The organism is Tianweitania aestuarii (assembly GCF_018457165.1).
GTDB classification, from domain to species: domain Bacteria; phylum Pseudomonadota; class Alphaproteobacteria; order Rhizobiales; family Rhizobiaceae; genus Tianweitania; species Tianweitania aestuarii.
Genome location: NZ_JAFMNX010000003.1, coordinates 230838 through 248955 on the forward strand (window position 1 = coordinate 230838; position 18118 = coordinate 248955).

The following is an 18118-nucleotide window of genomic DNA, read 5'->3' on the forward strand; positions in this document are numbered from 1 at the left end:
TTCGGCGCGGGAAAGAAGCGCTTCGCTGGTTCAGCCTTCAGCCGAAACGTTCTTCCAGATCGGCCAAGCCGATGGGCCTGTGCGACAAATTGGCTTCCCCCTTCAACGCAATGGCTTTAAGGGCTTGGCTCGCGCAGCTTCCGCGCCGTTCTTGCGAGCTTGTTTTCCCATGCAGATTGATCAGACCGCACCAGAAGCGCGCTTCGCTGCGTTTCATCACGGCGCTTTTCTTCGCTACTGGGCAGCGCGCTTCCTCACCACCTTCGCAACACAGATCGTTTCCGTGTCGGTCGGCTGGCAGATCTATGATCTGACCCGCGACCCGTTCGATCTGGGTCTGGTCGGCATCATCCAGTTCCTGCCCTCGCTGCTGCTCGTCCTGGTGACCGGTGCGGTTGCCGATCGCTTCGGCCGCCGCTTGGTGATGGGCTTGGCCGCGCTGCTTGAAGCCTTCTGCGCGCTCGCCCTTTTGTTGCTGACCTGGCATGGCCTCACGGGTCCTGCCGGCATTTTCGTGCTGCTGGCCGTGTTCGGCATTGCCCGCGCCTTTTTCGGCCCGGCTTCCGCCTCGCTCGTTGCCAACCTCGTGCCGGCCGAGACATTCGCAAATGCGGTCGCCTGGAACTCCTCAGCCTGGCAAACGGCGACGATCGTCGGGCCTGTCGCCGGCGGTCTGCTTTATGGCTTCAACCCCGAAGTCGCCTACGCCACCGCCGCCGTTCTGATGCTGGCTGCGACCTTCCTGGTGTTTTCGATTCCCAAGCCGGCGCAAAAGATCACGGGCGAAAAGCCCACCACAGAAACGCTGTTTGCCGGCTTCCGCTATATCTGGGGTGAAAAGGTCGTGCTCGGCGCGATCTCGCTCGATCTGTTCGCCGTGCTGCTCAGCGGCGCGGTGGCGCTGCTGCCGGTTTATGCCCGCGACATTCTCGATCTCGGGCCATGGGGCCTCGGTCTGCTGCGCGCTGCGCCCGGCGTTGGTGCGATCCTCGTTGCCGTATGGCTCGCCGGCCATCCGATCCGCGACCATGCCGGCATCATCATGTTCGTCTTCGTGGCCCTGTTCGGTCTGGTGACGATCGTGTTCGGCGTGTCGACCACCACCTGGGTGTCGATCGTCGCGCTCGCCCTGCTCGGCGCCACCGACATGGTGAGTGTGTATATTCGCGAAACGCTGATCCAGCTTTGGACGCCCGATCAGGTGCGTGGTCGCGTCAATGCGGTGAACAATGTCTTTGTGGGCGCGTCCAACGAGCTCGGAGAATTCCGCGCCGGCACGATGGCGGCGCTGATCGGCACGATGCCGGCTGTCGTGTTCGGCGGTGTCGGTGCGATCGCAGTGGCGGGTATCTGGGCCTGGACCTTCCCGCAGCTACGCAAGACGCGCCACCTAAACGGGCGCGTTTAAACCCCAGATTAGCTGTCGTCGCGCTCAGCCATCGCATCCAACGTCGGCGTTTTTCCGCCGGCGCGGGTGCGCGCTTCGGTGCGGGTGCGGCTGTCAACGCCCATCAGTTCGGCAACACGCCACACCGTGTTGTCTTCCAGCTCATGCACTTCGCCATCGGCGAACACGACCTGCCACATCAACTCGATGAAACGCACGCGCTGCTCTTCGTCGAGCTGACGCATCAACACGCTGGTAAAGCCGTAGAGATCGACGGCTTCGCGTTCGGCTTCCTCGCCGGCCGCCAAAATCGCGTCGAGCTCACTGCCTTGGAGGCCGAAGCGCTTGCTCAGCGCCTGATGCAGAACGCTGTGCTCGTCTTCGCTGCGCACGCCATCGGCATCCATCACATGCAGAAGAAGTGCCGTCGCGGCGACACGCGGATCGTCTTCCGTGATGCCCTTTTCAGCACCGCCGCCAAGGCCTTGAAGGAAGGAAACCAGCCGTTCGAACATCCGTGCACCCCTTGGGAGCTTAAGCTCTTCGTTGTTCAAACAACCTAGGAACGCAAAGGAGGGGCGACAATGCGCCCCTCCCAACAAAGATCAGCCTGCGGCCTGGAAGCCACAAGGAAGGTTAACGGCGTTTGCCCTCAGAATAGGCGAAACCGTGCCGGTTCCTTCTTCTCGTCATCCGACACGCCCGGATCGTCGGGCAGGCGCGTCAGCTCGAGCGGCTTTTTCTTCTCGTCATCAACCGGCTGCGCCTCGTCCACGCTGCGATCGGCTTCAGAAGCCGCAAAGGCTTCTTCAGCGGATGTGTCGTCCTGATCGGCGTCCGTCTTGGCCGCGGTCTGAACCGGCGCGGTGTCTTCAACCACGGCGGGCTCGACCTCGGCTTCCGGTTCCGGCTGCACGACTTCCAGCACGGTTGGCGGCGGCGCGCCGACGGCAACGGGAAGGCTGACGATCGTCGGATGGGTCTCGGCCTGTTCCGGCTCGGGCTCCTGCGCAGGCTCGTCACGATGATCTTCGATCACGGGTGCGGCGCGCTCAACCGGCGTTTTCCATTCAAACACATCGAAGCGGCCGCTGATCGGCGACACGGGAGCCCAGGTGTCGAAGATCATGCCATCGGCCGTCCAGGCGGGATCACGCTGAGCGCGCACGGCCTTGGACAGATATTCGCGGATCTTGCCCTGGTTGCGGACATCGGCTTCCTCGATATCGGCAAGCAGCAGGTAAACGCTTTCGCGCGGCTCGAGACGCAAGGCAGCCTCGGCCTGTTCGCGCGCCAGATGGAACTCACGCGCATCCAGTGCGGCACGCGCCACAACAAGCGCGGATTCCACATTGTTGTTGCGCAAGGACTGCAGCTTCTGCGCGCGCGGCAAACGATCCTGCGTGGAATTGCCGGGGCGAGCAAACACATAGGCCTGCGCCACTTCCGGATGCGGCTTGCGCTTCCAGACATGTTCCAGGATCTTGGAACCACGGCGCAACTCGTCGCCTCGGAAATAGGCGCGTGCTGCAATCACCGCAGCCGGCACGAATTCGGGCTGCAGGCGATTGGCCTCGATGGCCGCAGCCTTTGCCTGATCGAACTGGCTTTCAAACAGCGTCATCGCCTTGCCGGTCAGCATCACCGCCTTGCGGCGGTTCAGAACGTCGCGATCGATCTGCTTGGTGGATTTCTGCGCATCGACGATCCTGAGCGCCGAATCCCAGTCGCCCTGTGCGACCTTGTCTTCCAGCGTGGCATCGGATGCCCAGGCAAGCTGCGGGGCAACGGCTGAAGCGCGGCCAGCATAATGGCGGGCAGCGGCATGGTCGCCGTGGCGTTCGGCTTCGAGATACAAACCGCGCAGGCCGAGAAGCCGCGTTTCGGGATCGTCGAGCATCGCCTCGAACTTCTTGCGCGCGCCGTCATGGTCGCCTTCCAGCATCGCTGTCTGCGCATCGAGAAGATGAACCAGCGGTTCGCGGTCGGCATTGATCAGCTTGGCCGCCTGCTTGCGCATCGACTTGGCCTTGGCCGCATCGCCCGCACCCGCCGCAATCAAGCCGGTGGACAGCGCTTGGTAACCGCGATCACGCCGACGCGTGCGGAAATAACGCGTCACGGTGTAAGGGCTTCTCCAAAGGCCCTTGAGCACCCACCAAAGCAGCATCACGCCAGCAACAATGGCCACAACCGTGACGATCGCGACCATCAACGACACGCGATACTGATAACCGCCGAAGGTCATCATCATTTCGCCGGGACGGTCGGCCAGCCAGGTGAAGCCTAGACCAAAGGCGAAGACGGCGAGAAGAAAGACAAGAAGACGGATCATGTAGGGCGTCCTCAGGCCTTGAGTGCTTCGGAAAGCGCCTTGCCAACCAGATCATCCGCGGCCTGTCGAGCACGGACCTTGGCGATGAAATCGGCGCCGGCATTCTTGGAAGCGGCCGGCAGCGTGTCGTATTCGGCAAGCGCTCTTTCGTAGTCGCCGGCCTGCACCGCCGCTTCCAGGCGGGCCACGATCGCGCCGGGCTCGTTGCCCTGCACGTTGGCACCGACCGGACGCACTTCCACGAGATCGGTGGCACTCGACCACAGACGCGAGATCACGCCGGCATTGTCTGGTTCGCTTCTGCCGGCCGCGATCATCGCGCTGGTGGCTTCGGGCAGTTCAGCCGAGATTTCAGCCCGCGTGGGCACGCCCGTTGCGGCCATGTCGCGCAGCGTGTCGGCTTCGGGCGCATTCGGTGCGGCCGCGACATAAGCGTCGAACTCGGTCTGGAATGGCTGACCGCGATCGATCGCCGCCTTCAAGGCCGAAGCCGTGATCGCCAAGGCAAGACGCGGATCGTTGATCCGCTCGTCCACCTTCTGGCTCAAGGCATCGAGCGACTGCTGCAGCTCGTTCAAACGCTGTTCGCTGGTGCTGCCAGCCTGATCAGCGGCCTGGCTGGCGGCCTGCACGGACTGCTCCAGCGCATCGATGCGCTGGTTCACCGGCTGAAGATCAACCGTCTGCGCTTCGCCACCATTCTGGCTCAGCTGCTGCACCTGGTTGGTCAACTCTTCGACCCGGCTCGACAGCGCCTGCGTATCGGCACCGTCACCGCCGTTGTTCTGCTGCAAGTCCGCAATCTGCGTGCGCAGCTGCTCGATCTCGCCCGAAACATCGGCACCGCCGTTTGCCGCTGGCGCATTCTCCTGCGCGGCCTGAAGCTCGCCGACCTGCGTGCGCAAGGCTTCGATATCCGCCGTCGATGCACCGCCGCTCGCCGACATATCGCCGTCGCGCAAGCTGCTATCGAGCAGCATAGAGCCACCCAGCGCCAGCGCACCGCCAATCAAACCGGCAGCCAGCAGCGATCCGAACCCGGCACCGCGACGAACAGGCTTTTCGGTGTCCGGCGTCACTGTGGACGCTGCCGTTGTTGGATGCACCGGCGGCTTTTCGTATTGGGGATCGTCATAAGCGGCAGGGGTCTCATAGGGATTGGAGGTTTCAGCAGCGCCGGCATCCACCGGTGCATCGCCGACCTTTTCGGCGTCGCCCGCGTCTGATGGCCGATCGGCATGCAGCATGTCGCTGGTGGATTGCGCCGGCTGGTCCGTCTTGTCGTCGTCCCCATGCAGGATAGGTGAATCCGCATGCGTATCGACCAGCGTTTCATCGGCAAGCGAGGGTTCCGATTGCAGCGGCGCGGTGCCGGCGGCAGCCTCGCCTTTTGCATCCGAATACACATCGCCCGCGCGGGTCGCAGGTCCGCGCTGCCCCTTATCGCCAGCCGAAGCCGCTGTCTGGGGTTCCGAGGCGTCCAGATCGATGGTGACGGGCTCTCGGCTGCTCTTCGAGTGCCGTGTGCTCGGCTTTTTCACCATGCTTCGTCTCCGCTCTGGTTATCGGCGCGCATGCTGCCGGACGAAAAAACGATCTCCTATGACGATCTAGCACAGGAGGGGCCCCTGAAAAGGGGTGTCGCGCCAAGCCGGGCGTTGCAAATGCTCTCAGCGTGAGCTGGACGAGTGAGAAAACCGACCTTCAAGCGTAGCGAACAAGCTCGTTTCATCCGGTGTTTCGGCGATCGCGATGCGCAGGTCTGCAGGTAAAGCCTGTGCGACATCGGCGGACAAGCAGATAAACACCGCGCTTTGCCAGATGCTGTGTTCCAGTTGGCCGAGCATATCCATCAGCGCCGCAGCGCTTTCGGCTGAATACACAAGCGCGGCATCGAAGCCTTGCTGCGCCAGATCGGCCAGGTTTGAAGCGTCGGGAGCGAGGCGAAGCATCGCATAGGTTTCGATCACCGCGACCTGCCGTCCGGCATCTTGCAAGGTTGCTTCCAGGATCGGCTTGCGCGGCGTTCCACAGAGATAGGCGATCCGCGCGTCGGCTTTCCTGCGCGCAATGATCGTGTCAGCCAGCAGGACAGCCGACCCGCCTGCATCCTCCACTTGGCTGAAGCCAGCGTTGCGCGCAGCATCGGCGGTACGCGCGCCGACAGCAAACACCGAGCACCCTTGCAGCGCGGCGATCAGCTCCGCCGAAGCATGGCGCACCGCATTGGCACTGGTGATCGCGACAGTGTCGATCGCTGTCGGGATAGCCGTAGCCACAACCGCCCGCACTTGCGTCAGCGGCATCACGATCGGTTCAAAATCGTGCTGGAACAGCGCTTTTGCCGTGCGGGACGCACCCGGCTCGGGCCGTGTCAGAAGAACACGTGCCCTTCTCATTGCCGGTTACCAGGTCGTGAAGAAGTGCGGCCCGGCGCGCTCGCGCAGGATCCGCGCCACTTCAACGCCGATCGCCACGACATCGCCGACGGAGCCATCCACGCGCGTTTCATGCGCTTGCGTGCCATCGGGCGTCAGGATCATGCCGTGCAAGGTGATCGTGTCGCCATCGATCGTGGCGTGGCCGGCGATCGGGGTCTTGCACGAACCATCCAGCGCGCCGAGAAAAGCGCGTTCGCAGGTCAGCGCAAGGCCGGTTTCGCGGTGATGGATCGGCGCCAGGATCGCATTGATCCGCTCGTCGCCGCGCCGCGATTCGATGGTGATCGCACCCTGACCGGGAGCCGGCGGGAAGGTGTCGAGCGGCAAAAGCTCGGTTGTTGCTGCTTCCAGCCCGAGCCGCTTCAAGCCGGCCTGGGCCAGAAGCGTCGCATCCACTTTGCCCGCTTCCAGCTTGGCCAGACGGCTCGGCACATTGCCGCGAAACAGCACCACATGAAGATCGGGCCGCATGCGACGCAAAAGCGCCTGGCGCCGCAGGGAAGCCGAACCGATCACCGCCCCTTGCGGCAGGCCGGCAATGGTAGGCGCCGTTTTGCCGATAAACGCATCGCGCGGATCTTCGCGCGGCAAGAAGGCGGACAGCTCCAGCCCTTCGGGCAAAACGGTCGGCATGTCCTTGGAGGAATGCACGGCGATGTCGAGCCGGCCTTCGGTGAGGCCTTCCTCGATTTCCAGCGTGAACAGACCCTTGCCGCCCACTTCCGACAGGGGGCGATTGGTGATGCGGTCGCCGGTGGTGGTGATCACCACGATCTCGAAGGCGTCTTCGGCCAGGCCATGTGCCGCCATCAAGCGCGCCCGCGTTTCGCGCGCCTGCGCCAAAGCGAGATCGCTGCCGCGTGTGCCGATGCGGATGGGCTGTGTTTGCATGAAGAACTCGGTCCGTGATACGCGCGCTCAAGCAATGCCCGAGCCTTTGTTTGTGCGCTTCTCCTATCGGGGAACGCCGCCAGCGGCAATGATGGAGCCCATAGCCGTGACAATCCGCGTCTTAGGTATCGAAACAAGCTGCGACGAAACCGCCGCATCCGTCGTGCTGCGCGATGAGAACGGTCAGGGCACAATCCTGAGCAACGTCGTTCTCAGCCAGGTCACCGAACATGCGGCCTTTGGCGGCGTGGTGCCGGAGATCGCCGCGCGCGCCCATGTGGAAGCGCTTGATGACATCGTTGCTGCAGCACTCGACGAAGCCGGCCTGACGCTCGGCGACATCGACGCCGTTGCCGCGACCGCCGGTCCCGGTCTTGTCGGCGGGCTCATCGTCGGCCTGATGACGGCCAAGGCGCTGGCTGCAGCAGCCGACAAGCCGCTTTTGCCAGTCAACCATCTCGAAGGCCACGCGCTCACAGCACGGCTCACCGATGGAGTTGCCTTTCCCTATCTGCTGCTGCTCGTTTCCGGCGGCCATACCCAGCTCGTTCTGGTGAAGGGCGTCGGACAGTACGAGCGCTGGGGCACCACGATCGACGACGCACTTGGCGAAGCCTTCGACAAAACAGCCAAGCTGATCGGCCTGCCGTTTCCCGGCGGCCCCAATGTCGAGATCGCCGCGCGCGACGGTGACGAAACACGCTTCGTGTTCCCGAGGCCACTGAAAGGCGAAAAGCGTCTCGATTTCTCTTTTTCAGGCCTGAAAACCGCCGTGCGGCAGGCGGCTACGGCCATCGCGCCGCTGTCGGCAAAGGATCGCGCCGATATTTCCGCTTCCTTCCAACGCGCCATCGTGGATACGCTGGACGACCGCGTTCGGCGCGCGCTGACCCGCTTTCGCGAAACCTTTCCCGATGCCGCCGAACCCGCCCTTGTGGTGGCCGGTGGTGTTGCCGCCAATCAGGCCGTGAGGGGTGGTTTGACAGCGCTTTGCGCCCGCCATGGCTTTCGCTTCGTTGCGCCGCCGATCAAGCTGTGCGGCGACAATGCCGCTATGATCGCCTGGGCGGGTGCCGAACGCATGGCGCTTGGGCTTTCCCACGAAGACCCGATGCACTTCGCCCCCCGTTCGCGCTGGCCGCTCGACGCCCAATCCGCTCCGGTGGTGGGTTCGGGCCGAAGGGGAGCCAAGGCATGAGCGTAAACACCTCAAACGGGCGCATTGCGGTTCTCGGCGGTGGCGCCTGGGGCACAGCACTTGCCAACACCTTTGCCGCCGCCGGCCGCCCGACGCTGCTTTGGGCCCGCGACGCCGAAACGGTAGCCGCCATCAACGGCCAGGCGGCAAACCCGCGCTATCTGCCGGGCATCGCGCTCGATCCAGCGTTGCGCGCCACGACGGATGCAGCACAGGCCCTGCAAGGGGCTGGAGCGATCCTGTCCGTTGTGCCCGCGCAGATCTTCGGCTCCGTTCTGCAATCCCTGGCTGACCATATCCCGGCTGGCCTGCCGATCGTGATCTGCGCCAAGGGGATCGAGCGCGCCACAGGTCTCCTGCCCTCCGCCGTGCTTCAAGCCACGCTGCCGGACAATCCGCCTGCCGCTTTGTCCGGCCCGAGCTTCGCTACCGATCTCGCACGCGGTCTGCCTACCGCCGTCACCGTTGCTGCGCGCGATCGTGAGCTGGCCGCAGAGCTCGCCGCCAACCTGTCGACGCCGCGCCTGCGCTGTTATTCCGCCGATGATCTCACCGGCGTGGAGATCGGCGGTGCGCTGAAAAACGTGCTGGCGCTTGCCGCCGGTGCCGCTGCAGGAGCAGGCCTCGGTGCCAGTGCGCAGGCAGCGCTGATCACGCGTGGCTTCGTGGAACTGCGTCGCATCGGGGCAGCCCTTGGCGCGCAGGGCGAAACGCTGATGGGCCTGTCGGGCCTCGGCGATCTCATGCTGACCTGCGGCTCCGGCCAGTCGCGCAATTTCGCTTATGGCGAAGCGCTGGGACGCGGCGAACCGCTCGAAAACCGGCCGCTCGCCGAAGGTGTGGCCACCGCGTCGATTGCCGCCCGGATCGCCCGGGAACACGCGATCGCCGCGCCCATCATCACGGCCGTCGATGCCATCCTGAAGGGTGAAAGCACCATCGCGCAAACGGTGGAAGCGCTGATGACCCGCCCGCTCAAGCACGAAGCCGATTGACCGCTTTCGCCTTCTCCCGCAGGAAAGCGCCAGTGAAGGAGACCCGTCCATGAACTACGCCATCTACTGCACCGACAAGCCAGACCATCTTTCCGTCCGCATGGACAACCGCCCGGCTCATGTGGATTACCTCAACGGCCTGAATGCCGAAGGCAAGCTGGTTCTGGCCGGCCCGACGCTCGGAGAAGACAACAAGCCCACCGGCTCCATCGTGATCGTGGAAGCCGACAGCATGGAAGCTGCGCAGACAATCGCCGCCAACGATCCTTACGCCAAGGCCGGCCTGTTCGCTTCCGTCGAGATCCGCGGCTGGAACTGGGTGTTCAACAAGCCGGAAACCACGACCGCCTGATGCAATACTGGTTGTTCAAATCCGAACCCAAGGCGTGGTCCTGGGAGCAACAGAAAGCCAAGGGCGAAGCCGGCGAGACCTGGACCGGCGTGCGCAACTATCTGGCGCGCAACAATATGCGCGCCATGCAGATCGGCGACCGCGGCTTCTATTATCATTCCAACGAGGGCCTCGAGGTCGTCGGCATCGTTGAAGTCTGCAAGCTGTCGCATCCCGATCCCACCACGGAAGATCCGCGCTGGGATTGCGTCGACATCCGCGCGGTCCGTGACATGCCCAAACCCGTGACGCTGAAGGCCATCAAGGCCAACCCGAACCTGTCAGACATGTCGCTGGTCACCTCCATGCGCCTGTCGGTGCAGCCGGTGAAGCCGGAAGAATGGGCGGAAGTCTGCCGCATGGGCGAGCTCAAGGACTGATCGGCATGGCGCTGACGCCTGAAGGCGCCCGCGCCTTTATTCTCGCCAACACGACCCTGCTGACGCCGCCGCATGTGCCGGAACTGCAACTGCATCTGGCTACCGAAGCGCATGATCTCTGGCTGAAAACCGAAGATGAGCTTGCCGAGATCGGCCTGCCGCCGCCCTTCTGGGCCTTTGCCTGGGCGGGCGGGCAGGGTCTGGCACGCTATATCCTCGATCATCCGGAAACAGTGCGCGGCAAAACGGTGCTCGATTTCGCGTCCGGCTCCGGCCTTGTCGGTATCGCTGCCGGACAAGCCGGCGCACGCCATGTTCTTGCCGCCGACATAGACCCGTTCTGCGCCGCAGCGATCGCGCTGAATGCGCAAGCCAACGATGCCCTGATCGACACAACCATCACCGACCTGATCGACCATGACGACAGGTGGGATGTCGTTCTGGCCGGCGACGTGTTCTACGACCAGGCCTTTGCCGAGCGCCTCCTGCCCTGGTTCGAGCGCCTGTCCGCGCGCGGGGCCATCGTTCTCGTCGGCGATCCCGGCCGCTCCTATCTGCCGAAGGAGCGCCTGGTAGCTCGTGCGATATATGAGGTCCCCGTCACCCGCGCACTGGAGGATGCCGAGGTCAAGCGCACGACGGTCTGGGCGCTGCAATAGAGTTCATGCCGGGCGGAGGTGCGCTTCGAGCCTCGCGTTGGTCACCCCTACTGCCTTATTGCCCTACTCACCTATTCCCCTCCTTCAACCCCTCCTCACCTCCAGCACCGTGTTGCGCGACAAGCGTGGCAACAACCGCGCCATCACCTGATGCGTTACCGCTACGCAGCCTTCGGTCGGCGGGAAACCTGGCCGTGCCAGGTGGAAGAAGATGGCGCTGCCGCGTCCGCGCTTTCGTGGCCGGATGTTCCAGTCCATGACGATGCAGGCATCATAGAGCGTATCGTCGCGCTTCATGCGCTCATGGCTGGCGCCATAAGGGATGCGCACGGGGCGGTTGTAGTTGCGGTCATCCGGCACTTCGCACCAGCCGAGATCGGCGGTGATGGGTGCCAGCGGCAAGCGGCTGCTGTGAGCAAAGCGCCTTTCCCGGATATAGCCGTTCAGGAGGCGCATCGAACCGAGCGGCGTTCCGCCGTCGCCTTCGCGCTTGTTGGCCGTGATGCCGCCGCGGCCGAGCGCGCACGGAAATGCAATTCCATCGATAACCAGCAGCCCTTGTGTCGGCTTGCCGGGACGTGGCCGCACCGTGATGCGCTTGATGACGCGGTTCTTTTTTCTGGATCCCTGCACGCGAATTCTTCACCATCGGACACTTCGCCGTGATCGGCCTATCGAAGATGGCGAGGTTCAGCATATTGCCAAAATCGTCAAGCTTCTCATTTGACCATATGAAACAATGGATTGATCGATGACTTCTCGCACCATCCTCATTGTCGACGACGACGACGACCTGCGCAGCACGCTGGCAGAACAGCTCGGGCTCTATGAGGAGTTTGAGGTGATCGAGGAGCCGACGGCCACAAAGGGCGTGAACACCGCGCGCAGCCGCACGGTCGACTTGCTCATCATGGATGTCGGCCTGCCCGATATGGACGGGCGCGAAGCCGTGAAGCTTCTGCGCAAGGGCGGCTACAAGGCGCCGATCATCATGCTGACCGGGCAGGACACCGATTCGGACACGATCCTCGGTCTCGAAGCCGGCGCCAACGATTACGTCACCAAGCCCTTCCGCTTCGCCGTGCTTCTGGCCCGCATCCGCGCTCAGCTGCGCCAGCACGAGCAAAGCGAAGACGCGACCTTCACCGTCGGCCCCTACACGTTCAAGCCGAGCCAGAAGCTCCTGCTCGACGCCAAGGGCGGCAAGATCCGGCTGACCGAAAAAGAAGCGTCGATCATCAAATACCTGTACCGCGCCGAGCAGAAGGTCGTGACCCGCGACATCCTGCTGGAAGAGGTCTGGGGCTACAATTCCGGCGTCACCACCCACACGTTGGAAACGCATGTCTATCGTCTGCGCCAGAAGATCGAGCGTGATCCTTCCAATGCCGAAATTCTTGTGACAGAAAGCGGTGGGTACAAGCTCGTTCCGTGATTGCCCTGGTTTAAAAAACCGGGATCACGAGGAGGAAGGCGCACCGGGATTGATGTGTGCCTGAGATGACGGGTGCCGGGGATTGACGTGTGAATGGCGCTGGATGACGATATCCGGGTTCTGGCCGGCATTGCGCTGTTTGAGGGCTTCGCCCAGGAACAGCTCCGCCTGCTGGCATTCGGCGCCGAAAACATCTCCGTAGCTAGCGGCCGCCTGATCTACGCAGAAGGTGATTCGGCCGACTGCGCCTTCGTGGTGACATCCGGCACGGTCAAACTCGTGCATGGCAGCGGCGACACGGCCGTCGAGCTGCAAACACTTGGGGCCAACACCCTGCTCGGCGAACTCGCGCTGATCGCCGACACATCGCGGCCCACCAGCGCGATCGCTGCAACCGATGTCGAGCTGATCCGGCTCAACCGGCGATTGTTTCGCCGCATCCTCGAAGAATATCCGCAGCTCGCCGCGCTGCTGCACCACCGCATTTCAGCTGATCTTCAGGAGCTGGTTGCCCGCATCGCCCAGCTCGCCGGCCGCTTCGAGGACTAGGCCTCAGGCATCGAGCACGAAGATGTCGTTGCCGTCCACATCCGCCTCGATCTGCCGCCAGCCCAGCGCGGCATAGAACGGCCCCTTGGACGGTTCGCAATAGAGATAAAGCCGGGCAATGCCGGCCGCGAAGGCAAGAGCGGAGATGTGGCGCACGAGCTGCGAACCGATCCCGCTGCCGCGATGATCCGCTTCCACCCAGACGGCGGCCACCCAAGGCGAATAATGCGGCCGAGCATCCATGTCATGGGCGATGAGTGAGGCCGTTCCGGCAAACTGGCCGTCGCGATGGGCCACGAAAGTCGACGGCACGATCGAAGGGCCGAGACTTTCGCGCACCAACCCCGTCAGTTCCTCGAGCGAAACACCCCCATCGCGCCACCACGCGGTCCAAAGCCGGTCCGCCACATCATCGATGCGCTCGGGACGATCGCGCAGATCATCGATACGGATCTGCTCAGGCATCGAGGTTGAAGCGTGCGATCACCGGCACATGGTCGGACGGCCGATCCCAGCCACGGGCATCCCGCACCACTTCGATATCGGTCAGCAGCGGCGCCAGATTGGCCGAGCCCCAGACATGGTCGAGCCGCCGGCCGCGATTGGACGCTGCCCAATCGGCCGCGCGATAGCTCCACCAGGTGAAAAGCTTCTCGTCGGCCGGAACATGGTGGCGCATCAGGTCTTCCCATTCACCGGCGCGGCGCATGGCTTCCAGCCCTTCCGTTTCCACCGGCGTGTGGCTGACGATCTTCAGCATCTGCTTGTGCGACCAGACATCGTTTTCGCCAGGCGCGATGTTGAGATCGCCCACCAGGATCGACGCGGTGTTGTCGCCCGACAGCGCCTTGAAGCAGCGCATTTCCTCGATGAAATCGAGCTTGTGGCGGAACTTCGGGTTCTTGACGGGATCGGGCTCGTCGCCGCCGGCCGGAACATAGAAATTGTGCAGAAGGATCGACTTGCCGGCGATTTCGATGCGCGTCGACATATGGCGGGTGTCACCCATGTCGCAGAAATTGCGCTTCTCCTCGATGTCGATGCGGTGCTTCGCGACGGTTGCGACACCATGATAGCCCTTCTGCCCGTGGAAGGTCACATGCTCATAGCCGATGGCGTGGAAGGCCTCGGTTGGAAACAGCTCGTCGGGAACCTTGATCTCCTGCAGGCACAGCACGTCCGGCTGATAGGTTTGCAGGAAACGCTCGACGATCGGCATGCGCAGCCGCACGGAGTTGATGTTCCAGGTGGCGACTGTGAAGGGCATGAAAACAATCAGACTGTTGGTGAAAAAAGCTGTGCGACCCTGCCAGCCCCTATCAGAGGAGACAAGCCCGGTGGCTTGATCGACAGAGCGCACCAACAAAAAAGGCCGCCGCAGCGACCTTTTCCGTGAGACCGGGATGCGGGATCAGCGACCGCCAGGACCCTTCACGTTCATCTGGTTGACGCGGTTGTAATCGATCGCAAACACGCTGGGATCGAAGCTCACGCCTTCCTTCGTGTTGAAGATCATGACCGTGGTGTCCTTGTTCTGCGCATCCGTGATCGTCCACTGCTTCAGCGTATAGGACGTCGGATCGAACATCATGGTGATGGTCGAATTGCCGAATACGCTGCGATCGGCAAGCTTGATCGTGGTCATGTCCGGTTCCTGCTTCACCTGCTGAACCTTGTTGCCGGACAGGTCGATGCGGCTGTCGAGAAGAAGCTTCAGCGGCGTCTTCGACAGCGGATAAAGATCGGCCGTGCGCAGCTTCTTGTTGTCGATCACGACGGAGGTGCCGTCGGCCGTCACGCGATAGCCGTTCTTGCCTTCGTAATCGAAGCGGATCTTGCCGGGGCGCTGCAGATAGAACTTGCCGCCGGTTTGTTCGCCACGCGGTCCGAACTGCACGAACTCGCCGGTCATGGTCTTGACCCGGCTGAAATGGTCGGCGACCTGCTGCGCGACCGCAGCGTCCTGGGCAACAGCATGGCTGATCCCGAGAGAACCCAGCAGTGTCACGGAAAGAGCGGCGCCGCCCATCAGGCGCAGCACGCCGCGACGATCAAAACGGTTCGGAAGATGCTTCATCATTCCTGGTTCCTTATTCTTTGGCGCACCGGGTAGCGGACCAGTGCGGCTCTATTTTGGCTCAATGTGCGCGTGAGTATGGCCATCAGGTATGGCGAAAAGGGCGCGTCGCCAAGACACGCCCTTTCAAACTCGCTGCAACGTGTTCGCTTCAAGCGGCCGATCAGAACTTGTCGTCCTCGGTCGGCACCAGAATCTCGCGCTTGCCGGCATGGTTGGCGGGGCCGACGATACCCTCGTTTTCCATCCGCTCGATGATCGATGCGGCGCGGTTATAGCCAATGCCCAGACGCCGCTGGATATAGCTGGTGGACGCCTTTCCATCGCGCAGCACCACGGCAACCGCCTGGTCATACGGATCCTCGGAGTCTTCGAGGTTGCTTGTGCCCGACGACCCGTTCTTGCCCGACGGTGTATCATCGCCCTCTTCCTCGTCATCTTCGGTGATCGCGTCGAGATAATCCGGCACACCCTGAAGCTTGAGATGGGCGACGACCTTCTCGACCTCGTCATCCGAAACGAAGGGTCCGTGGACGCGCTGGATGCGGCCACCACCAGCCATGTAAAGCATGTCGCCCATGCCGAGCAGCTGCTCGGCGCCCATCTCGCCCAGGATCGTGCGGCTGTCGATCTTCGACGTCACCTGGAACGACATGCGGGTCGGGAAGTTGGCCTTGATCGTACCGGTGATGACGTCCACCGACGGACGTTGCGTCGCCATCACGACGTGGATACCGGCGGCACGCGCCATTTGGCCGAGACGCTGAACCGCGCCTTCGATCTCCTTGCCGGCCACCATCATCAGATCGGCCACTTCGTCGATGATCACCACGATGAACGGGAAGGGCTGCAGATCGAGCTCTTCGCTTTCATAGATCGCCTCGCCCGTTTCGCGGTCAAAGCCGGTCTGAACGGTACGCGTGATCGTTTCGCCCTTGGCGGCAGCCTGCGCCACGCGCTGGTTGAAGCCGTCGATGTTGCGCACGCCGACCTTGGCCATCTTGCGGTAGCGGTCTTCCATTTCCCGCACGAGCCACTTGAGGGCGACAACCGCCTTCTTCGGGTCGGTCACGACGGGGGTCAGAAGATGCGGGATGCCGTCATAGACCGAAAGCTCGACCATCTTCGGATCGATCATGATCAAGCGGCACTGTTCCGGCTTCATGCGATAAAGCAGCGACAGAACCATCGTGTTGATGGCAACCGACTTACCCGAGCCGGTGGTGCCGGCAACGAGAACGTGCGGCATCTTGGCGATATCAACCACGACCGGATCACCGTTGATCGTCTTGCCGAGCGCCAGCGCAAGCTTGGCCGAAGAGTCGTCAAAGGCCTGCGATGCCAGCATCTCGCGCAGATACACCGTTTCGCGGCGGGCATTCGGCAGTTCGATGCCGATCGCATTGCGACCGGGAACCACGGCGACGCGGGCAGCGATCGCGCTCATGGAGCGGGCGATGTCATCCGCCAGGCCGATCACGCGGCTCGACTTGATGCCGGGCGCTGGCTCCAGTTCGTAGAGCGTAACGACGGGGCCTGGACGAACATGGATGATCTCGCCCTTAACGCCGAAGTCTTCCAGCACGCCTTCAAGCAGCCGCGCATTCTGTTCCAGAGCGTCCTTCGACAGCGTCGGATCGCGGCCGATATTCTTCGGCTCGGCCAGGAATTCGAGCGCCGGCATGATGAAGCCGTCATCATAAGGCGAAGCGGCCATCGCTGCCGAAGCACGGGGCGCAACGCTTGCAGGGGCAGGACGAGGTGCCGGCGATTCGATCTTGGCGCGGCTCGGCATCGGCGCTTCGATCACGCGTGACGAGGCAGCCGCATCGGTGCGCTGAATGCCGCGAGCCTGCGCTTCACCGCGCGACATGGCAGGCGCATCGAACAACTGGTCCGGCGTTTCGGTTGAGCGCGCGACCGGCTGGCGTGCAGCCGGCTGGCTCATTGCGGCAGCTGGCGCTACCGGCTGCGGTGCTGCAGCAGGCTCGGCATAGTCGTCGGCAAACGGTGCATCGAACGGCATGTCGAACGGCGCTTCGTCTTCGCCGATTTCCGGCGTCAGATCTGCCAAAGGCGCGAAGTCCGGCTCCACCTGCATGTCGACGGGCTGCGTCATTTCAGGCTCGGGGCGGCGCACACCGCGCACCATACCGGGCATGGAGCGGAAGGCCTGCACGTGACCGTTCGGGCGTTCCTGAACCGGTGTCCAGTTCGACCAATCGGGTTCCACGCGCTCGACACGCTGCGGCACGGGCTGCGCTGGCGGCTCCACCACGATCGGGCGGCGCGCCGGCGCTTCGACAACAGGCATTTCGGGATTCGTGCGCAGGGCAGCAGGAGCCGCAGCCGGCGCGGGATTGGCAACGCCCACGACGCGGTCGAGGTCGAACAGCTCGTCCCGCTCGTCCTGGGCATAGGCGCTTCCGAAGCCCGGCTCGACGCGCTGGGCCGGTGCGCGATATTCGGTTTCCATGTCCATGTCGCGGTCGATCCGCACCATGGCCTGACGCAGCTTGCTTCTTTGCGGCGCCTGGCGCTCGCCGCCACCCTTCAAACGGCGCAGCATGGCCCGGCCCGACAAGAACCAGTGGGTCATCAAGCCCATCAGAACGGACTCGCGCTCGTCCTCTTCGTCGTCTCGGTGCACGGACACGGCAAGATCGTCTTCATCCTCGAAGTCGTCTTCAACCGGCGCACGACGACCGAGGAGGCCCGCACCGAAGGCGAGCAGCGCGACGGCTGGGATCGCCAGAATGACGCTGAGAACAATGGCCACAAAGCCCTGGGGATAAGCACCAAGCAGAAGCGAGGGAAGCTTCAGCATGATGTCGCCGAACACGCCGCCGAAACCAGTCGGCAGAGGCCAAGTGGCGTTGGGCGCGAAACAGCCGGCGACGCCTGCGGCAAACAGGCCGCCGAGGAACCACACGGCCCCGCGCGTCGGCTTGCGATCGATCCGGTGGCCGGTCATCAGGAGCACGCCCCAGATCGCCAGAGGCACCAGAACGGCCAGCGCCGCCAAACCGAAGAACTGGGTCGCCAGATCGGAAAACACCGCGCCGGGATAGCCGATGGCGTTGGTGACCGGATTGTCGGTGGCATGGCTGAAGCTTGGATCGGCAACGTTCCAGGTTGCCAGCGACGCGACGCCGAGCGCGGTCAGGCCCAGCAGGGAAACCCCAACCAGACGCGCAACCTGACGCCGGGCAAAACCGCGCAAGCCATACCCTGCATCAGCCACATTCATGGGTGCCGAAAGGCCAGTGCGCATTGAACAGTCCTCGATCGTGCGAAAAAGGGCCGGGTTCTACCCGACTGATCCGAAGCGACCGTAACGACAGGACAGTTAAAGCGGCATTAACCATGGGTATGCAGTC

General features: G+C 63.2%; 17 protein-coding genes and 2 pseudogenes. 8 read left to right on the forward strand and 11 right to left on the reverse strand.

Features of this window, described 5'->3' with window-relative positions; all coding sequences use genetic code 11:
* Window positions 1-169: 169 nt before the first annotated feature.
* A complete protein-coding gene (locus JYU29_RS12915) occupies window positions 170-1408 on the forward strand; it encodes an MFS transporter (RefSeq protein WP_213985233.1) in 1239 nt (412 codons plus the stop codon).
* Window positions 1409-1416: 8 nt separating this feature from the next.
* On the opposite strand, the gene JYU29_RS12920 is transcribed toward JYU29_RS12915, so the two are convergent.
* The 5 genes from JYU29_RS12920 to hemC form a co-directional block, all read right to left on the reverse strand.
* Window positions 1417-1902 carry a tellurite resistance TerB family protein gene (locus JYU29_RS12920; protein WP_213985234.1) on the reverse strand — a complete coding sequence of 162 codons (486 nt, stop codon included), beginning with the start codon at window positions 1900-1902 and terminating at the stop codon, window positions 1417-1419.
* 137 nt (window positions 1903-2039) lie between these two features.
* On the reverse strand, window positions 2040-3722 hold the full coding sequence (locus JYU29_RS12925; protein ID WP_213985235.1) for a heme biosynthesis protein HemY: 1683 nt from the start codon (window positions 3720-3722) through the stop codon (window positions 2040-2042).
* A gap of 11 nt (window positions 3723-3733) precedes the next feature.
* Complete coding sequence (locus JYU29_RS12930) at window positions 3734-5266, reverse strand: COG4223 family protein (RefSeq protein WP_213985236.1); 1533 nt, start codon at window positions 5264-5266, stop codon at window positions 3734-3736.
* Window positions 5267-5392: 126 nt separating this feature from the next.
* On the reverse strand, window positions 5393-6121 hold the full coding sequence (locus JYU29_RS12935) for a uroporphyrinogen-III synthase (RefSeq protein WP_213985237.1): 729 nt from the start codon (window positions 6119-6121) through the stop codon (window positions 5393-5395).
* Between the two features lie 6 nt (window positions 6122-6127).
* The gene (hemC, locus tag JYU29_RS12940) at window positions 6128-7054 is read right to left on the reverse strand and encodes a hydroxymethylbilane synthase (protein WP_213985238.1); all 927 of its coding nucleotides are present in this window, start codon (window positions 7052-7054) and stop codon (window positions 6128-6130) included.
* 112 nt (window positions 7055-7166) lie between these two features.
* Here hemC and tsaD point away from each other — a divergent pair, with 112 nt between their 5' ends.
* From tsaD to JYU29_RS12965, 5 genes are read left to right on the forward strand one after another with little or no spacing between them, the layout of a single operon-like run.
* A complete protein-coding gene (gene tsaD, locus JYU29_RS12945; protein WP_213985572.1) occupies window positions 7167-8252 on the forward strand; it encodes a tRNA (adenosine(37)-N6)-threonylcarbamoyltransferase complex transferase subunit TsaD in 1086 nt (361 codons plus the stop codon).
* On the forward strand, window positions 8249-9247 hold the full coding sequence (locus JYU29_RS12950) for an NAD(P)H-dependent glycerol-3-phosphate dehydrogenase (protein WP_213985239.1): 999 nt from the start codon (window positions 8249-8251) through the stop codon (window positions 9245-9247). The genes tsaD and JYU29_RS12950 overlap by 4 nt, the downstream gene beginning before the upstream one ends.
* 49 nt (window positions 9248-9296) lie before the next feature.
* Entirely contained in the window at window positions 9297-9599 is a 303-nt protein-coding gene (locus JYU29_RS12955; protein ID WP_213985240.1) for a YciI-like protein, read from the forward strand.
* Window positions 9599-10018, forward strand: coding sequence for an EVE domain-containing protein (locus JYU29_RS12960; RefSeq protein ID WP_213985241.1), 420 nt, complete (start codon window positions 9599-9601; stop codon window positions 10016-10018). Before JYU29_RS12955 ends, JYU29_RS12960 begins: the two co-directional genes overlap by 1 nt.
* Window positions 9979-10677 carry a class I SAM-dependent methyltransferase gene (locus JYU29_RS12965; protein WP_213985242.1) on the forward strand — a complete coding sequence of 233 codons (699 nt, stop codon included), beginning with the start codon at window positions 9979-9981 and terminating at the stop codon, window positions 10675-10677. Before JYU29_RS12960 ends, JYU29_RS12965 begins: the two co-directional genes overlap by 40 nt.
* Before the next feature lie 84 nt (window positions 10678-10761).
* On the opposite strand, the gene JYU29_RS12970 is transcribed toward JYU29_RS12965, so the two are convergent.
* Window positions 10762-11310: a L,D-transpeptidase family protein gene (locus JYU29_RS12970; protein WP_347879900.1), complete on the reverse strand. Its 549-nt coding sequence runs from the start codon at window positions 11308-11310 to the stop codon at window positions 10762-10764.
* 118 nt (window positions 11311-11428) lie between these two features.
* Here JYU29_RS12970 and JYU29_RS12975 point away from each other — a divergent pair, with 118 nt between their 5' ends.
* Together JYU29_RS12975 and JYU29_RS12980 are read left to right on the forward strand one after the other, a co-directional pair.
* Window positions 11429-12112: a response regulator transcription factor gene (locus tag JYU29_RS12975; protein ID WP_213985243.1), complete on the forward strand. Its 684-nt coding sequence runs from the start codon at window positions 11429-11431 to the stop codon at window positions 12110-12112.
* A 93-nt stretch (window positions 12113-12205) separates the two neighbouring features.
* Entirely contained in the window at window positions 12206-12661 is a 456-nt protein-coding gene (locus JYU29_RS12980; protein ID WP_213985244.1) for a Crp/Fnr family transcriptional regulator, read from the forward strand.
* 3 nt (window positions 12662-12664) lie between these two features.
* On the opposite strand, the gene JYU29_RS12985 is transcribed toward JYU29_RS12980, so the two are convergent.
* From JYU29_RS12985 to JYU29_RS18475, 5 genes and pseudogenes are all read right to left on the reverse strand, one after another.
* Window positions 12665-13126, reverse strand: a complete 462-nt coding sequence (locus tag JYU29_RS12985; protein ID WP_213985245.1) for a GNAT family N-acetyltransferase — start codon at window positions 13124-13126, stop codon at window positions 12665-12667.
* Window positions 13119-13928, reverse strand: a complete 810-nt coding sequence (locus tag JYU29_RS12990) for an exodeoxyribonuclease III (RefSeq protein ID WP_213985246.1) — start codon at window positions 13926-13928, stop codon at window positions 13119-13121. The genes JYU29_RS12985 and JYU29_RS12990 overlap by 8 nt, the downstream gene beginning before the upstream one ends.
* A gap of 144 nt (window positions 13929-14072) precedes the next feature.
* Window positions 14073-14741: an outer-membrane lipoprotein carrier protein LolA gene (locus JYU29_RS12995; protein WP_431192859.1), complete on the reverse strand. Its 669-nt coding sequence runs from the start codon at window positions 14739-14741 to the stop codon at window positions 14073-14075.
* Between the two features lie 160 nt (window positions 14742-14901).
* Window positions 14902-16512: pseudogene (locus JYU29_RS18550) on the reverse strand (DNA translocase FtsK); the annotation flags it as partial.
* Between the two features lie 984 nt (window positions 16513-17496).
* Window positions 17497-18012, reverse strand: a pseudogene (locus tag JYU29_RS18475) (DNA translocase FtsK 4TM domain-containing protein); the annotation flags it as partial.
* Between the last annotated feature and the right edge of the window lie 106 nt (window positions 18013-18118).